The sequence below is a fragment of the Sphingorhabdus sp. genome (assembly GCF_044239005.1).
Classification (GTDB): domain Bacteria; phylum Pseudomonadota; class Alphaproteobacteria; order Sphingomonadales; family Sphingomonadaceae; genus Sphingorhabdus_B.
This window is the reverse complement of record NZ_JBIICH010000013.1, coordinates 12,800-29,291: the sequence shown is the minus strand read 5'-3', so window position 1 is coordinate 29,291 and position 16,492 is coordinate 12,800. Positions and strand designations below refer to the sequence as shown.

14 protein-coding genes are annotated in these 16,492 nt (G+C 57.2%); 12 read left to right on the top strand and 2 right to left on the bottom strand.

What is annotated here, in order from left to right:
* The 7 genes from ACILQA_RS02130 to ACILQA_RS02100 all read left to right on the top strand — a co-directional run.
* On the top strand, positions 1–1,080 hold a 1,080-nt coding region (locus ACILQA_RS02130; RefSeq protein ID WP_395628201.1), incomplete at its 5' end, for an AMP-binding protein.
* Positions 1,077–2,363 carry a cytochrome P450 gene (locus tag ACILQA_RS02125; protein WP_395628200.1) on the top strand — a complete coding sequence of 429 codons (1,287 nt, stop codon included), beginning with the start codon at positions 1,077–1,079 and terminating at the stop codon, positions 2,361–2,363. The genes ACILQA_RS02130 and ACILQA_RS02125, both read left to right, overlap by 4 nt.
* Positions 2,364–2,381: 18 nt before the next feature.
* Entirely contained in the window at positions 2,382–3,803 is a 1,422-nt protein-coding gene (locus ACILQA_RS02120) for an aldehyde dehydrogenase family protein (protein WP_395628199.1), read from the top strand.
* A 179-nt stretch (positions 3,804–3,982) separates the two neighbouring features.
* Positions 3,983–5,152: an acetyl-CoA C-acetyltransferase gene (locus ACILQA_RS02115; RefSeq protein WP_395628198.1), complete on the top strand. Its 1,170-nt coding sequence runs from the start codon at positions 3,983–3,985 to the stop codon at positions 5,150–5,152.
* 136 nt (positions 5,153–5,288) lie between these two features.
* Complete coding sequence (locus ACILQA_RS02110; protein ID WP_333790537.1) at positions 5,289–6,071, top strand: SDR family NAD(P)-dependent oxidoreductase; 783 nt, start codon at positions 5,289–5,291, stop codon at positions 6,069–6,071.
* 4 nt (positions 6,072–6,075) lie between these two features.
* Positions 6,076–6,948 carry a crotonase/enoyl-CoA hydratase family protein gene (locus ACILQA_RS02105; protein ID WP_395628197.1) on the top strand — a complete coding sequence of 291 codons (873 nt, stop codon included), beginning with the start codon at positions 6,076–6,078 and terminating at the stop codon, positions 6,946–6,948.
* Positions 6,949–6,977: 29 nt separating this feature from the next.
* On the top strand, positions 6,978–7,616 hold the full coding sequence (locus tag ACILQA_RS02100; RefSeq protein ID WP_395628196.1) for a TetR family transcriptional regulator: 639 nt from the start codon (positions 6,978–6,980) through the stop codon (positions 7,614–7,616).
* A 21-nt stretch (positions 7,617–7,637) separates the two neighbouring features.
* On the opposite strand, the gene ACILQA_RS02095 is transcribed toward ACILQA_RS02100, so the two are convergent.
* Positions 7,638–8,831: a CaiB/BaiF CoA transferase family protein gene (locus ACILQA_RS02095; RefSeq protein ID WP_395628195.1), complete on the bottom strand. Its 1,194-nt coding sequence runs from the start codon at positions 8,829–8,831 to the stop codon at positions 7,638–7,640.
* A gap of 72 nt (positions 8,832–8,903) precedes the next feature.
* Between ACILQA_RS02095 and ACILQA_RS02090 the strand changes: the two genes are divergently transcribed.
* The 5 genes from ACILQA_RS02090 to ACILQA_RS02070 all read left to right on the top strand — a co-directional run bounded on the left by ACILQA_RS02090 (position 8,904) and on the right by ACILQA_RS02070 (position 14,214).
* On the top strand, positions 8,904–10,397 hold the full coding sequence (locus tag ACILQA_RS02090) for a hypothetical protein (protein ID WP_395628194.1): 1,494 nt from the start codon (positions 8,904–8,906) through the stop codon (positions 10,395–10,397).
* A 61-nt stretch (positions 10,398–10,458) separates the two neighbouring features.
* Positions 10,459–10,884, top strand: coding sequence for a hypothetical protein (locus ACILQA_RS02085; RefSeq protein WP_395628193.1), 426 nt, complete (start codon positions 10,459–10,461; stop codon positions 10,882–10,884).
* Positions 10,885–11,011: 127 nt separating this feature from the next.
* The gene (thrS, locus tag ACILQA_RS02080) at positions 11,012–13,009 is read left to right on the top strand and encodes a threonine--tRNA ligase (RefSeq protein WP_395628192.1); all 1,998 of its coding nucleotides are present in this window, start codon (positions 11,012–11,014) and stop codon (positions 13,007–13,009) included.
* 30 nt (positions 13,010–13,039) lie between these two features.
* Entirely contained in the window at positions 13,040–13,462 is a 423-nt protein-coding gene (locus ACILQA_RS02075; RefSeq protein WP_395628191.1) for a DUF305 domain-containing protein, read from the top strand.
* A gap of 35 nt (positions 13,463–13,497) precedes the next feature.
* On the top strand, positions 13,498–14,214 hold the full coding sequence (locus ACILQA_RS02070; RefSeq protein ID WP_395628190.1) for a sulfite exporter TauE/SafE family protein: 717 nt from the start codon (positions 13,498–13,500) through the stop codon (positions 14,212–14,214).
* Positions 14,215–14,243: 29 nt separating this feature from the next.
* Here the strand turns inward: ACILQA_RS02070 and uvrB are convergent, their stop codons facing one another.
* The gene (uvrB, locus tag ACILQA_RS02065; protein WP_395628189.1) at positions 14,244–16,430 is read right to left on the bottom strand and encodes an excinuclease ABC subunit UvrB; all 2,187 of its coding nucleotides are present in this window, start codon (positions 16,428–16,430) and stop codon (positions 14,244–14,246) included.
* Between the last annotated feature and the right edge of the window lie 62 nt (positions 16,431–16,492).

The following is a 16,492-nucleotide window of genomic DNA, read 5'->3' as shown; positions in this document are numbered from 1 at the left end:
GCTGGCACCGACATGTTGTACAGTTCAGGGACGACTGGTCAGCCCAAGGGCGTACGTTTCCCCTTGCCCGATGATCCGGACATTGCGGGACCAAATGCATTGTCAGGCCTTGCCGCGATGGCGTTCAAATTTTCGGGCGACAGCATCTATTTGTCACCAGCGCCGCTATATCATGCGGCTCCGCTGCGTTGGTGCGCGGCGGTCCACCGGCTGGGTGGCACCGTGGTTGTCATGGAGAAATTCGACCCTGAAGCGGCGCTCGCGGCGATTCAGAAATATAAGATCAGCGCCAGCCAATGGGTGCCAACGCATTTTGCGCGCATGTTGAAGCTGCCCGAAGAGGTCCGCAACGCATATGATGTGTCGAGCCTTGATTCCGCGGTGCACGCAGCCGCGCCGTGCCCAGTTCCTATCAAAGAAGCGATGATAAATTGGTGGGGCCCGGTTATCCGCGAATATTATGCGGGGACTGAGGGCCAAGGGATTACCTTTATCTCCAGCGAAGAATGGATGACGCACAAGGGTTCGGTTGGACGGCCATTGAACGCCATCATGCATATATGCGACGAAGATGGCGATGATGTTCCCGTGGGCGAAGAAGGCACCGTATTCTTCGAAAGCGCTGCATCCTTCAGCTATCATAATGATCCCGAAAAAACCAAAAGTGCGACCAACAAACATGGTTGGACAACGCTTGGCGATGTCGGCCGGTTGGACGAAGAGGGCTATCTCTACCTGACAGACCGCAAAAGCTTTATGATCATTTCGGGCGGGGTGAATATCTATCCGCAGGAGATTGAAAACCATCTGCTGGCCCACCCGCGCGTCCGCGACGTTGCGGTCATTGGTGGTCCGCATGACGAAATGGGTGAAGAGGTTATCGCTGTGGTGCAACCGCTCGATATGGCGGACGCCGGTGATGCCTTGCGTGACGAGCTGACCGCTTATGCGCGCGAAAAGCTGTCGGGTGTCAAAATCCCGCGCCGTATCGATTTCCGCGAGGAGCTTCCCCGCCACGATACCGGCAAATTATACAAGCGCCTGCTGCGGGATGAATATTGGGCAAAGCAAAAAGCATGACCGCCATTCCCAAGATTGCACCGGAGCTTGCGGCGCATATCGTCGACCCGGTTGTCTATGGGAATTGGCGTGCGTTGCTGGATACGTTCGCCACACTTCGCCGGGATTCCCCCGTCGCAGTTGCTGAGATACCGGGCTATCGACCGTTTTGGGTCATCACCCGCCATGCAGACATATTGAAGATCAGCAAGGACAATGCTACTTTTTTGAATAACCCCGCGACAGTTGTCGTTGCGCCTTTGATGGCCGAAATGTTTGTTGCGCATTTGATGAACGGCAGCCCGCATCTGGTGAAGTCGCTGGTACAAATGGATGCGCCCGAGCATCCCAAATACCGGCGGCTGACGCAGGATTGGTTCATGCCGGCAAATCTCAAGACGATAGAAAGCAATATTCGCGCGATCGCGAAATCGGCCGTCGACAAGATGCTGTCTATGGACGGAACATGTGATTTTGCGCGCGACGTGGCGGCGATGTATCCCTTGCATGTCGTGATGGAATTGCTTGGCGTTCCAGAAAGCGACGAGCCGTTGATGCTGAAGCTGACGCAGGAACTGTTCGGCGGGCAGGATCCGGATTTGAACCGGATGCGCGCGGCCAATATCTCGCCGCAAGAAGCGACCGAGCTCATGGCGCAGACGGTCGCTGATTTTAACGCTTATTTCGAAGCATTGGCACAGGACCGCCGCGCTAATCCGCGCAACGATCTGGCAACGATTATCGCCACCGGAACCATCGATGGCATGCCTATCCCTGACTATGAAAGCGCGGGCTATTACACGATCGTTGCGACGGCAGGGCATGACACCACCTCGGCGTCGACGGCTGGCGCGATGTGGGCCTTGGCACAGGACCCGGCGCAGTTTGCGAAAGTGAAGGCAGATCGTTCCTTACTGCCCGGTCTGATTGAAGAAGCGATACGGTGGACGACACCCGTTCAGCACTTCATGCGCACGGTCGGCGCGGACACAGAGGTCGGCGGCGTACCGATGAAAGCGGGCGATTGGCTGATGCTGTGCTACGTCTCGGGTAATTATGACGAGTCCGTGTTCCCTGACCCGGAACGGTTTGATGCGGGGCGCAGTCCCAACCGGCACATTTCCTTTGGATCCGGCGCGCATCAATGTCTGGGCTTGCATCTGGCGCGGCTAGAGATGAAGATATTATTCGAGGAACTGCTTGACCGTGTAGATTCGGTCGAACTGGCTGGCGAACCCAAACGATCGCAATCGACGTTTGTGGGCGGCCCCAAAACTTTACCGCTGCGATTTGTGGCAGCTTGAACGAAAGAGGATACTCTAATGACCACGCAATATAAAAATCTGATCAACGGCGAGCTGGTGGATAACGGCAAATGGATTGATGTCGTAAACCCCGCGACCGAGCAGGTCATTGGCCAAGTGCCCGATTGCGGTCAGGCAGATTTGGACAAGGCTGTTGCCGCCGCACGCGCCGCATTCCAGACTTGGAAAAAAACCAGCGTTGAAGAACGCCGCGCTTTGTTCGCCAAAATGGCTGATGTCATCAAAGCCAACAGCGATGAGCTGATGCGTTTGCTGACGTCTGAACAGGGCAAGCCGCATATGCAGGCGGGCAGCGAGATTGCTGGCTGCGTTGGCATGACGCGCGCATTGCCGATGTTGAATCTTGAAGAGAAAATTACAGAAGATAGCGACAAGCGCCTCAGCCGTACGCGCCGCGTTCCTGTTGGCGTGGTTGGCGGCATCGTGCCATGGAATTTCCCGGTATTGATGGCGATCCAGAAAATTGTCCCGGCGCTTTTGTCGGGCTGCACCATGGTGCTGAAGCCTTCACCATTCACACCGCTGGCGACATTGCGCCTTGCTGAACTGGTTGCGGGCGTATTCCCACCCGGCGTTTTGAACATCATCACCGGTGGCGACGCGTTGGGCCCATTGCTGACCTCGCATCCTGATATCGACAAGATTACCTTCACGGGTTCGACTGCCACGGGCAAGCGCGTGATGGAATCGGCGTCGAAGGACCTTAAGCGCATCACGCTTGAACTGGGCGGCAATGACGCGGCGATTGTTTTGCCGGATGCGGATGTTGGCAAGGTGGCTGAAAAGCTGTTTTGGGCAAGCTTCTACAATGCGGGCCAAGTTTGCATTGCGGCCAAGCGTATCTACATTCACGAAGATATTTACGACGAATTGTCGGGCGCGATTGCGGCTTATGCCAAAGCGGTCAAGGTTGGCGATGGCGCCGAACAGGGCACGGCCATTGGCCCCATCCAGAACAAGCCGCAGTATAAGCGCGTGCTTGAACTGATTCAGGATGCCAAGGACAAGGGATATAAATTCCTTGCAGGCGGCGATCATGATCCATCCATCCCCGGCTATTTTGTGCCTGTAACCGTTCTCGACAACCCGCCCGAAGATGCGCGGATTGTGGCCGAAGAACAGTTCGGCCCTGTGATGCCATTGATGAAGTTTTCGACCATCAACGAAGTTATCAGCCGCGCCAATGCATCTGATTACGGTCTTGCCGGTTCGATCTGGACCAGCAATCCAGAGGCAGCGGTCGAAGTGGCCGAGCAGCTGGAAACCGGAACTGTGTGGATCAACGAATCCATGCACCTTGCCCCCAACGCACCATTTGCCGGACATAAGCAGTCCGGCTTTGGCGCGGAGTTGGGTGAAGAAGGTTTGCTTGAGTTCACCTATCCGCAAGTGATCACGATCGCCCGCGAAGCGGCTTAAGGTATATATTCCAGGCGTCGTCATGCTGAACTTGTTTCAGCATCTTACTTTGGAACGCACGAAGTAAGACCCTGAAACAAGTTCAGGGTGACGATTGCTCAAGACACGGCCAATCGCACTTGACTCTCCCCTTTCAAAGTTTAATCGTCTGATTAAATTTGAACAACAGGAGAGAGAAAATGGCAGACGCTTATATTGTGGATGCGGTTCGTACCGCTGGTGGCCGCCGCGGTGGTAAGCTTGCGGGCGTTCACCCCGTCGATTTGGGCGCTGCCGTGCTCGATTCCATTGCCGACCGTAACGATTTTGATCCTGCGGCGATTGAAGACGTCATCATGGGCTGCGTCATGCAAGGCGGCGAACAAGCGGGCGATGTCGGCCGCAATATCGTTCTGGCATCGCGTCTGCCCAATTCAATCCCATCGGTCAGCATCGACCGCCAGTGCGGATCGTCGCAGCAATCGATGATGTTCGCGGCGCAAGGCGTCATGTCGGGCACACAGGACATTGTGTTGGCGGCCGGTATCGAAAGCATGACGCGCGTTCCCATGGGTTCGACGTCGATGCTGTTCAAGAAAGAAGGCATGGGCACCTATAAGAGCCCGCGGCTCGAAGAAGCCTATCCCGGCATCATGTTCAGCCAGTTCATGGGCGCTGAAATGCTCGTAAAGAAACATGGCTTTACCCGCGAAGACCTTGACCAGTTCGCGCTGGAATCGCACCAGAAAGCTGTCGCCGCCACGCAAAGTGGTGCCTTTGCCAATGAAATCGTCGGCATCGAAGTTGATACGCCCGAAGGCAAGATCATCCACAATAGCGACGAAGGCATTCGCTATGATGCAACCTTTGAGAGCCTGTCCGGCGTCAAGTTGCTTCAAGAAGGCGGCTCTATCACGGCTGCCAATGCCAGCCAGATTTGCGACGGTGCTTCGGCAGTTTTGATCGTGTCGGAAAAGGCGCTGAAAGAACATGGTCTCACCCCGCGCGCGCGCATCGTCAATTTGACCGTGACCGCTGGCGACCCCGTCATCATGTTGGAAGAGCCCTTGTTCGCGACCGATCGTGCGTTTCAGCGTTCGGGCATGAAAATGTCCGACATCGACCTGTATGAAGTGAACGAGGCATTCGCGCCTGTGCCACTCGCTTGGTTGAAGCATACCGGCGGCGACCGTTCGAAAATCAACGTTCATGGTGGCGCAATCGCATTGGGCCATCCGCTCGGCGCATCGGGCACGAAGCTGATGGCGACATTGCTGAATGCGCTTGAAGCACGTGGCGGCAAATATGGTTTGCAGACGATGTGTGAAGGCGGCGGTCAGGCCAACGTCACGATCATTGAGCGGGTATAACGATTAGTCATCCATCACCGTCACCCTGAACTTGTTTGACCGCTGGTCATTTCATTTCAGGGTCTTAATTTCCACCGTCAAAAAGTAAGATGCTGAAACAAGTTCAGCATGACGGATAAAACGATCAGGAGTATTTATGAAACTGGATTCAACAGTCGCAGCAGTCGTCACCGGCGGCGCATCTGGCCTTGGTGAGGCAACCGCCCGCGCGCTGGCCGCAAAGGGTGTGAAGGTCGCCATTTTTGATTTGCAGGCCGACAAGGGCGAGGCACTTGCAGCCGAAATCGGCGGTGTATTTTGCAACGTCAATGTGACCAGCGATGAAAGCGTCGATGCAGGGTTCGCCAAGGCGCGTGCTGCGCATGGTCAGGAACGCATCTTGGTCAACTGTGCCGGCACAGGTAACGCGGCGAAGACTGCAAGTCGTTCGAAGGAAGACGGTTCGATCAAGCATTTCCCGCTCGATGCCTTTGACCGCATCATCCAGATCAACTTGGTCGGCACGTTCCGCTGCATCGCCAAGTCGGCAGCTGGCATGTTGACGCTGGAGCCCATGGAAGATGGCGAACGCGGCGCGATGGTGAACACTGCTTCAGTGGCTGCTGAAGACGGCCAGATGGGTCAGGCAGCTTATTCCGCATCAAAGGGCGGCGTTGTCGGCATGACCTTGCCAATCGCACGCGACCTGATGAGCGAAGGCATTCGCATCAACACGATTCTGCCGGGCATCTTTAACACGCCATTGATGAACGGCGCGCCTCAGGCTGTGAAAGATGGGCTTGCTGCGTCGGTTCCATTCCCGAAACGCCTCGGCCATCCACACGAGTTTGCGCAGGTCGCCATGACCATGATCGAGTGCGGTTATTTCAACGGCGAAGACGTCCGCATCGACGGCGCCATCCGTATGGCACCGCGTTGATCGCATGACCGCGTTCACCCAAATCCTGTATGATGTCGCAGACGGCATCGCGACCATCACGATGCATCGTCCCGAAAAGATGAATGCGTTTACAAATGTGATGATGCGCGAAATGTGTGCGGCATTTGATTTGGTGGACGCGGATGATGCGGTGCGCGCCGTCATCGTAACGGGTTCGGGTGATCGTGCATTTTGTGCAGGGGCCGATCTGACACCGGAGGGTGGCGGCGACGTGTTCGCGAGCCGGTCCGAAGTCGAAACGCTTTCCGATGAACGTGTGCGCGATTCAGGTGGCCGGTTAACGCTGCGGATTTTCCAATGCAAAAAGCCTGTCATTGGCGCGATCAACGGCGCTGCGGTCGGCATTGGCGCGACCATGCAGCTGCCCATGGATTTCCGCTTGGCCAGCGACAGCGCACGCTTCGGCTTTGTTTTTGCGCGTCGCGGGATTGTGCCAGAGGCTGCCTCCAGCTGGTTCTTGCCGCGGCTGGTGGGCATGCAACAGGCGCTGGAATGGTGCATGACGGGCCGGGTTTTCAACGCGGCGGAGGCACTTCAAGGCGGCCTCGTGCGATCCATTCATGCGCCTGCAGACCTGATGGACGCCGCGCGGGCATTGGCCCGCGAAATCGCCGACAACACCGCGCCCGTGTCGATTGCACTCACACGGGCGATGTTGTGGCGGTTGTCCGCTGCGGAACATCCCATGGCAGCGCATCAGATTGACAGCCGAGCGATTTACCGCCGGTCACGCTCCGGCGACGCAAAGGAAGGCATATCCAGCTTCCTTGAAAAGCGCCCGCCCGTTTATCCCGATAAAGTTTCCGCAGATATGCCTGACTTCTTCCCATGGTGGGATGAACCTGCTTATAAGTAACCCTGCGTAAACGGGGGGAGTAGACGCCAATGGCCACGACAGGACCAAGGCTGGTGAGCGAAGCGGGCGATAATGCAAAGGCGCGCGACCAGCTTATTGAAGCGGCGAGCCAGATCATGCGTGAGGGCGATACCATCGACCTTTCGTTATCGGAACTGTCGCTTCGCGCAGGCCTGAACAGTGCATTGGTCAAATATTATTTCGGCAACAAAAACGGCCTGATGCTGGCACTGCTTGATCGCGACATGGGCAATATTGTTTTCAGTCTTGGCGCGTTGCTCGCAAAGGACATTCCGCCGGAAGACAAATTGCGCATCCACATCGGTGCCGTCATCGACACTTATTATGCGTTCCCTTATCTCAATCGCCTGTTGATGCGCATGGTGCGTGACAGCGCGCCGGTTGAAGCGGCCCGTATCGCGGACCTGTATCTGAAGCCTATTTCAAAGGTGTATGACGCGCTGATCGCCGAAGGCGTAAAGGCGGGCAAGTTCCGCAAGCTTGATCCGCAGTTTTTCTACTTCACCGTGACGGGCGCGGCTGACCGATTCTATTCGTCACGCTTGGTGTTGCGCCATTGTTATAATCAGGACGATTTTAACGAAAATATGCGCGATGCCTATCGCGAACACAGCATCGACCTGATTATGCGCGGGCTGCTGGTTTAGGGCTGGGCTGAACCGCACGCGTCACAGCCCCAACGCGGCCCTAATTTCATCACCATCGGCATCCAGCATCGGCGGATGCGCATAGTTCGACGCTGGCGTTCCGGCATAATGCACCGGGTGCTTCATCGATCGATATGTGCCGATGTCGGGCGACTCCAGCTCTTCGAAAAAGCCGACGTCGGCCAGATGCGGATCGGTGAGGACATCTGCCATCCGGTTATATTTCATCGCTGGGATGTCATGTTCGGCCAACAGGTCAAGCCATTCGGCGGTGGTGCGTAGCGCGCTGACTTCTTCGATCAGCGCGTATAATTCGCCCGTGTGCTTTGTGCGCTCTTGATAGGTCGCAAAACGCGGGTCGTCGAACACGTTGGGCCTGCCGCCCAGTTCAAAAAACTTCGCCCATTGCCGGTCGTTATAGGGGACGATCGCGATGAAGCTGTCCTTCGTCGGATATGGCCGCCGACGGGGGTTCACCGAACGCGTATAGCCCATGCGGCCATTGCCGGGGATGAAGGTTTCGCCCCACAAATTTTCGACCATGTTGAACCAGGTGAAGCATTCGAACATGGGCACTTGAACAAATTGTCCGCCTTGCCCGCCTGCACGCGCAAGCAATGCCGCCATGGTTGCATTGGCCGCGAACAGACCGCTGACTTTATCCGCGACAAGGCTGGGCGAATAGGTCGGTCGGCCACCATCGCGCTGCTCGCTTAAGGCAGCAAAGCCGGACGCGGCTTGAATCAGGTCGTCATAAGCCTGCCGCTCGCCATAAGCGCCACCCGCTCCAAATCCGGCGCAGTGGACATAGACGATATTGGGGTTGATCGCCTTAACCGTCTCATAGCCAAAACCCAGCCGTTCGACGCCTGCCATGCGGACATTATGGATGAAGACATCGGCCTCCTCCAACAACGCTTCGAGAACGGCTTTGTCCTCCGGTTTTTTGATGTTGAGGTTGATGGCTTTTTTGTTGCGGTTGAGCGCCGTGAAAATGGGGCCATGCTGCTTGCTGGGCGAATCACCGCCATGGCGCATCAGGTCGCCGGGTGTGTTGCCCTCGCTATTTTCGATTTTAATGACCTCCGCGCCAAGGTCGGCCAATTGCACGGTGGCATAAGGCCCAAGGACAACCGTGGCCATGTCGACAACCTTAATCCCCTTCAACGGACCAGTTGGTTCTTTGTCCCACGTCAATTTCGGCCATTTCGCCATGTGCGCTCTCCTTATCTCTTGCATCGACTGCTAGCATATTTAAGCGTGCAGTTAAGAGATAATCGGGAGTGAATGATGAGCAATTTTGATGCAAGCGCGCCGGTCATTATTGGCGTAGGCGAGGCCAGCCGAAAGACTGTTTCCGGCGAATGGCCAAGCCCGCGCGAATTGGCTGGCGCCGCTATCAAGGTTGCACTGGCCGATACAGGTCAGTCCCCATCGGTTGCAGCGGCGATTGACACCATTGCCGCGATCCGCACGTTTGAGGACAGCGGCGTCAGCCTAGGCACCGGGTCGCCCGACAATACGCCCGAAGCTTTTGGAGCGGCCGGCGGCATCAGCGCGCCGCGTCTGATTTACGCCGATGTCGGCGGCCAAAGCCCGCAGGCGATGTTGAACGAACTGGCGGGTGATATCCGCCGCGGGACCTGTGAGCTTGCCGTACTCGTGGCCGCAGAAGCGACCGGTACCGCAAAGCGCGCGCGTAAGGCGGGTGTGACGTTGGACTGGCGCTTGCCTTCGGATACCCCGTTCGACAACCGCCTTTCCACCTTCCCGATTTTGAGCCGAACGGAAATCCGCCATGGCATCATTTCCATGCCGCTGGCGTACAGCCTGATTGAGAACGCCCGGCGGATGGAGCTGGGATTAAATGCCGACGCTTATGCGCGGGAAATGGCGGCCTTGTGGTCGGCATTTTCAGCAAAAGCGGAAGGGCGGACCCACGCGCAGTTCCCCGGCTATCGTTCATCCGACGCGATGTTGAGCGATGACAATGCCAATTACCCGCTGACGGACATTTACCGTCGCTGGCATGTGGCACAGGATGCGGTCGATCTGGGCGGTGCGATTATCCTGACCAGCGCGGGCAAGGCGCGCGATCTGGGTGTGCCGCAAGACAAATGGGTCTGGTTGGCCGGCGCGGCCGAAGCCGCTGAACCACCATTGGCAGAGCGCGGTGTCATTCACCGATCGGCGGCGCTTGATTTTGCCATTCCGGCGGCACTTGGGCAGGCCGGAATTCATGCCAGTGATCTTGGACCCGTCGACATTTACAGCTGCTTTCCCTGCGCGGTGTTTGCGGCCGTTGACACCATGAATGACGCCGGGCGTGCGCTTGGCGATTATACGTTGACCGGCGGCCTCAGCTTTTTCGGTGGGCCCGGCAATGGCTATAGCATGTATAATATCGCAGCGATGGTTGATGCCCTGCGCCAAGATGGATCAAAGCCCGCTTTGGTCACTGCGAATGGCGGCGTAATGTCAAAACAGGCCGTCGGCATCTACACCGCGTCACAGCCCGACATTGCTTGGTCGGGAGAGGCGGCGAAGGGCTATGTGCCGAAACAGATCGCGCTCGATGACGCCCCGCAAGGCAAGGGCCGTATACTCAGCTTTGTAAGGTCCGCGGGCAAGGACGGTTTCGGTCCGGCCACGCTCATCCTTGAAATGGAAAATGGCGCCCGTGCCATGGCGGTGCTGGAAAGCACACCCGATGGCGACCTTGGCCATAGGATCGTTGACGTCACGTCGGGTGAAAAACGCCACATGGCGACGATTTTATGATAATCTGCCGTTCATCACGCAGCGGCTATGACGCCGCGACATGAATTCAGGAGATAGACCGATGCATATCCTCAAACAGGCTGGCCTCATACTGCCTTTGACGGTTGTTGCGGCATGCGGCCAAGTGGAACGCACGCCTGCGCCACTGACCGAGAAACAATCTGCTGTCTTGATGAAGGAAATCGGCGGTAAGGTTGCGGGGAAACCGTTAACCTGCATCAGTGATTTCAATGCCGACAATATGATCCGCGTCAGCGACAATATCGTGCTCTACCGTGTGTCAGGCCGGCTTGTGTACAAAAATGTTTTGCGGTCACCTTGTCCGGGCCTTGCCCGCGACAGTGATATCGTCGTCTCCGAACAATTTGGCAGCCAGAAATGCCGCGGTGATATTCTCCGCTTGGTGGACCGGACCAGCGGCATGACCGGCGGCATTTGTAGCCTTGGCGATTTCGTGCCCTATCGCGCCGAGAAGACTGCGGGTTAGGATGCAATTGGGCGCTGCACGGCACGAAGAAGGTGATAGCGCATAAGGACAAAGCTGCAGGGTTGCGACTTCGCGTTTGGGCTGGCAAAGGGACGGTTCCAAACCGAAGCTGAAAGCAAGTAAATCCATGTCCGAGATGATCCGCATTACCCTTCCCGATGGCACTGCCCGTGAAGTCGCGCGCGGCACTACCCCGGCGGATATTGCCGCCGCCATTGGCCCCGGCCTTGCGAAGGCTGCGATCGCCGCGCGGGTGGATGGCGAATTGCGCGACATCACGCGCCCGTTGGACGCCGATGCGCAGCTCGCACTGGTGACCAGCCGTGATGAGGCAGACGCGCTTGAACTTGCCCGCCATGACTTTGCGCATATCCTTGCCGAAGCGGTGCAGGGCTTGTTTCCCGGAACGCAGATTACATTTGGCCCGTCGACCGACGACGGATTTTATTATGACGTGATGGCGCCCGCATCGCGTGGTCCATTCACGATGGACGACCTGCCCGCGATTGAAGAAAAGATGCGCGACATCATTCGCGCCGATAAGCCGCTGCGCCGCGAAGTCATGGCGCGTGATGCGTTGATCGCCACATGGCAGAATGCGGGCGAAAGCTTCAAGGCGGAATGGGCGGCGGAGCTGCCCGAAGGCGAAGAGCTTTCGGTCTATTGGTCGGGCAATGACTGGATGGACATGTGCCGCGGTCCGCATTTGGCGTCGACGGGCAAGCTTGATCCTGCCGCGTTTAAGCTGACGCGCGTTGCCGGTGCCTATTGGCGCGGTGACCAGAACAACCCGCAGCTGAGCCGCATTTACGGCACCGGCTGGTTGAACAAAAAGCAGCTCGACGCCCATCTCCTCCGTCTTGAGGAAGCTGCAAAGCGCGACCATCGCCGTCTGGGTCAGGACATGGACCTGTTCCATTTGCAGCAAGAGGCACATGGCTCAGTCTTCTGGCATCCCAATGGCTATCTGATCTGGCGCGAGCTGGAAGCCTATATGCGCCGCGCCATCGACGGCGCTGGCTATAAGGAAGTGAAAACGCCGCAGGTCATGGACGCGCGGCAATGGGAGCAATCGGGGCATTGGGGCAAATATCGCGCCAATATGTTCGTGATCCCTGACGAAGTGCCGAATGTCGATGATGAGGGTCCCGTGATTTCGGGCGAGGCCGACTGGATGGCGTTGAAGCCCATGAACTGCCCCGCGCATGTTCTGATTTTCCGCCAGGGTATCAAATCCTATCGCGACCTGCCGCTGCGCATATATGAAAACGGCTGTTGCCACCGCAATGAACCGCATGGTGCCTTGCATGGCCTGATGCGGGTGCGTCAGTTCACACAGGATGATGCGCATATTTTCTGCCGCGAAGACCAGATTGTGGAAGAGGTACAGGCATTTTGTGCGCTGGCCGACCGGATCTACAAAGAATTTGGCTTCACTTATTCGATCAAGCTCGCGCTGCGTCCTGACCAACGGTTCGGATCGGATGCGGATTGGGACAAGGCGGAAAATGAACTGCGCGACGCCGTTGTGCGTGCGGGCCTTGCGACGCCGGAATTTGGTTGGGAAGAATTGCCCGGCGAAGGCGCATTCTACGCGCCAAAGCTTGAATGGCATCTGACCGACGCCATTGGCCGCACATGGCAGGTCGGAACGATCCAGTCCGACCGCGTCCTGCCCGAACGTCTCGACGCAAGCTATGTCGGTGAAGATGGCGCACGCCACCGCCCCGTCATGCTGCACCGTGCGATCTTCGGCAGCTATGAACGCTTCATTGGCATATTGATTGAGCATTATGCCGGTCGCTTCCCTGTCTGGTTGGCGCCTGTGCAGGCGGTTGTCGCGACAATTACGTCGGAAGCAGACGGCTATGCGCATGATGTTACCGCCAAGCTGAAAGCGGCTGGCATTCGGGTTGAGTCCGACACGCGGAACGAGAAAATCAATTACAAGGTGCGCGAACACAGCGTCGCTAAGGTACCGCACCTGCTCGTGGTTGGCATGCGTGAGGCGGAAGAGGGCAAGGTCGCGATCCGCAGCCTTGGTTCCGACGGTCAGCGTATCATGACGCTGGATGAAGCCATTGCGATGCTGTCGCATGAAGCAACCCCGCCCGATATTCGTTAAACCAAATTTCGGTCAGATAAGGAGATTGTGATGAAGACGCTTCCTTTAACGCTCGCGGCTATCTTGCTGCTGGCGGCGTGCCAAAAACCGGCCGCAGATGATGCTGCCACAACAACGGAGGCATCTACCGAGGCCGACGCCACCGCAAGCTACAACGCGGCGCAAAAGGGCTATGCCGCGGCCAATGACAAAATGCATGCCAGCATGGGCAATATCGCCGAAGATGCGGACGTTGCGTTTATGCAGGGCATGATTCCGCATCATGTCGGCGCGGTTGAAATGGCGAAAGTCGCGTTGGAACATGGCAAAGATCCCGAAGTCCGCGCACTCGCCGAAAAGGTGATTGCGGCGCAGGAAGCCGAAATCAAAGAGATGCAGGCGTGGCTCGACAAAAACGGCGTGAAGGCGGAAAAGCCGCTCACTGCCGCTGACCATGCGGCAATGGGGCACTGAACATTCACGACCTAACAGGCCTTGCCACCGCGCAATTGCTGCTGTTGTCTGCAATGACGTTGGGCGCTGCGTATATCCGTGGGCTGACGGGCTTTGGCATGGCGATCATTCTGGTGCCGTTGTTCGGGATGATTGTTACCCCGGGCCAAGCGGTCGTCATTGCCATATTGCTGCAGGTGCTGATTGGACCTGTTGGGTTAAAGGCCATATTTGCCGATGCGCATCGGCAAAGCGCGCTGATGATTGCGGCCTTTGCCATGCTGGCGACACCGATTGGCGTCCTGTTGCTGAAGGTCACAACGCCTGACGTTGCGCGGTTGATGATCGCGGCCATTGCCATTGGTGCGTTCGCGCTCGTCCTGCTTCCACAACGTGGCGAATTGCGCCCTGGCCCCAAAGAGACCGCAGCGACAGGGATTGCATCGGGTATCCTAACCGGCTTTGCCGCGATGCCCGGCCCGCCTGTTGTGCCCTTTTACCTGCGCCAGCCAATTCCGCCCAAGGAAGCGCGCGCATCGATGATGCTCGTATTTTTCGCGACTGCGATTGCGGGCACGATTTCGGCCTTTGCCTTGGGATTGGCCGATGCGCGCTTATTATGGCTGTCGCTGTTGCTGTTTCCGTCCGTATTGGCGGGCAACTGGCTGGGCGCGAAATCCTTTGGCAAAGTCCCGCCCAGTCTGTGGCGCAGTTTTGTCGCCGGTATCCTTGGCCTTGCCGGGATTTCGGCGCTCATTCGGCTCTTCAACTGAAAACGTAAAAGCTGCTTAAAAGCTCAGGCTTATTTGCCGAATTTCCGCTGCGTCTGTCCGTACCGCATTTTGCGTGTGCCGGGCTGACCTTCTGTCGATCGGCCGCGCGGGGCGGCGACATGTTGTTGGTGCGGCAGGCCAAGCTCTGTTGCTTCCAATGAACGAATCTCATCGCGCAGACGTCCAGCTTCCTCGAACTCAAGATCTGCAGCGGCGGCCCGCATCTTCTTTTCAAGGTCGTCGATATAGGCCCGAAGATTATGGCCGACGAGATTGTTGGCGCCGTCGGCGTCAATCTCGACCAGCACCGAATCGCGGCTGGCGGTGTCGGCCACAATATCGTGGATGTCGCGCTTGATGGTGGCCGGCGTGATGCCATGTTCGATATTATAGGCATGTTGTTTTTCCCGGCGGCGGTCGGTTTCGCGGATCGCGCGCTCCATGCTTCCCGTCATCCGGTCGGCATATAGGATAACGCGGCCTTCGACGTTACGTGCGGCGCGACCAATTGTTTGAATGAGCGACGTTTCGCTGCGCAGGAAACCTTCCTTGTCCGCATCCAAAATCGCGACGAGTCCGCATTCGGGAATATCCAGACCTTCACGCAGCAGGTTGATGCCGACAAGCACGTCATACACGCCGCGCCGTAAGTCACGGATGAGCTCGATGCGCTCCAATGTCTCAACATCGCTGTGCATATAGCGCACGCGCAAGCCAGCCTCATGCATGAACTCGGTCAGGTCCTCGGCCATGCGCTTGGTCAGCGTGGTGACCAATGTCCGGAAACCTGCCTCTGCCGTCTTGCGGCATTCGTTGATGCAATCCTGCACCTGATCCTCAACGGGTTTAATCTCGACCGGTGGGTCGATGAGCCCCGTTGGCCGGATAACCTGTTCGGCAAACACGCCGCCCGATTGTTCCATTTCCCAACCGCCCGGTGTTGCAGAAACGCACACCGTTTGCGGGCGCATAATGTCCCATTCGTTGAAACGCAACGGCCGGTTGTCGATGCATGAGGGCAGGCGGAAGCCATATTCGGCGAGCGTCAGCTTGCGCCTATGGTCACCCTTTGCCATCGCGCCGATTTGCGGCACCGTCTGGTGGCTTTCGTCGACAAACAGCAATGCATTTTCGGGCAGATATTCAAACAGGGTTGGCGGCGGTTCACCGGGCAGGCGGCCCGTTAAAAAGCGCGAGTAATTTTCGATGCCTGCGCAACTGCCGGTCGCCGCGATCATTTCCAGATCGAAATTCGTCCGCTCCTCAAGCCGCTGTGCTTCCAGCAATTTGCCTTCGGACACCAGTTCTTTCAGCCGCTCTGTCAGTTCGAACCGAATGGCTTCGCTCGCCTGCTTCATCGTTGGGCCGGGCGTCACATAGTGGCTGTTCGCGTATACGCGCACACTGTTCAGCTTGGCGCCTGTCGTCCCCGTCAGCGGGTCGAACTCGGCGATTTCCTCAATCTCGTCGCCAAACAAACTGACGCGCCATGCCATGTCTTCATAATGCGACGGGAAGATTTCCAGATTGTCGCCCCGCACGCGGAAATTGCCGCGGGCAAAGCCAGTGTCGTTGCGCTTATATTGCAACGCGACGAGCTTGCGGATCAATTCGCGCTGATCAACGCTTTCGCCTGCTTTCAGGTCGAATATCATCGCCGAATAAGTTTCCACCGAACCGATGCCGTAAATACACGACACAGAGGCAACGATGATAACGTCATCGCGCTCAAGCAACGACCGCGTCGCCGAATGGCGCATACGGTCAATGGCCTCGTTTACGCTCGATTCCTTCTCAATATAGGTGTCGCTGCGCGGGACATAGGCTTCGGGCTGGTAATAGTCATAGTAGCTGACGAAATATTCGACCGCATTGTCGGGGAAGAAGCTTTTAAATTCGCCGTACAGCTGCGCCGCCAAAATCTTGTTCGGAGCAAGGATCAGTGCGGGCCGTTGCAACGCCTCAATGACTTTAGCGACGGTAAATGTCTTGCCGGAACCCGTGACGCCCAAAAGGACCTGATTCTTTTCGCCGGTCAGCGCAGTCGTCACCAATTCTTTGATCGCCGTCGGCTGGTCGCCTGCGGGTTCATAATCGGAAACGATTTTGAAAGGGCGACCCCCTTCAAGCTTCGACGGGCGTTCCGGCCTGTGCGGGGTGAAGCTGCCAACCGTGTCCGGTTCTTCCAGCCCACGGCGGATAATCAATTCAGCCATGTTCGCTATATGTGCTGTAGCGGGTGCAAGGGCAAGAGTGTGCGGCGGCTTTATGTGAAAAA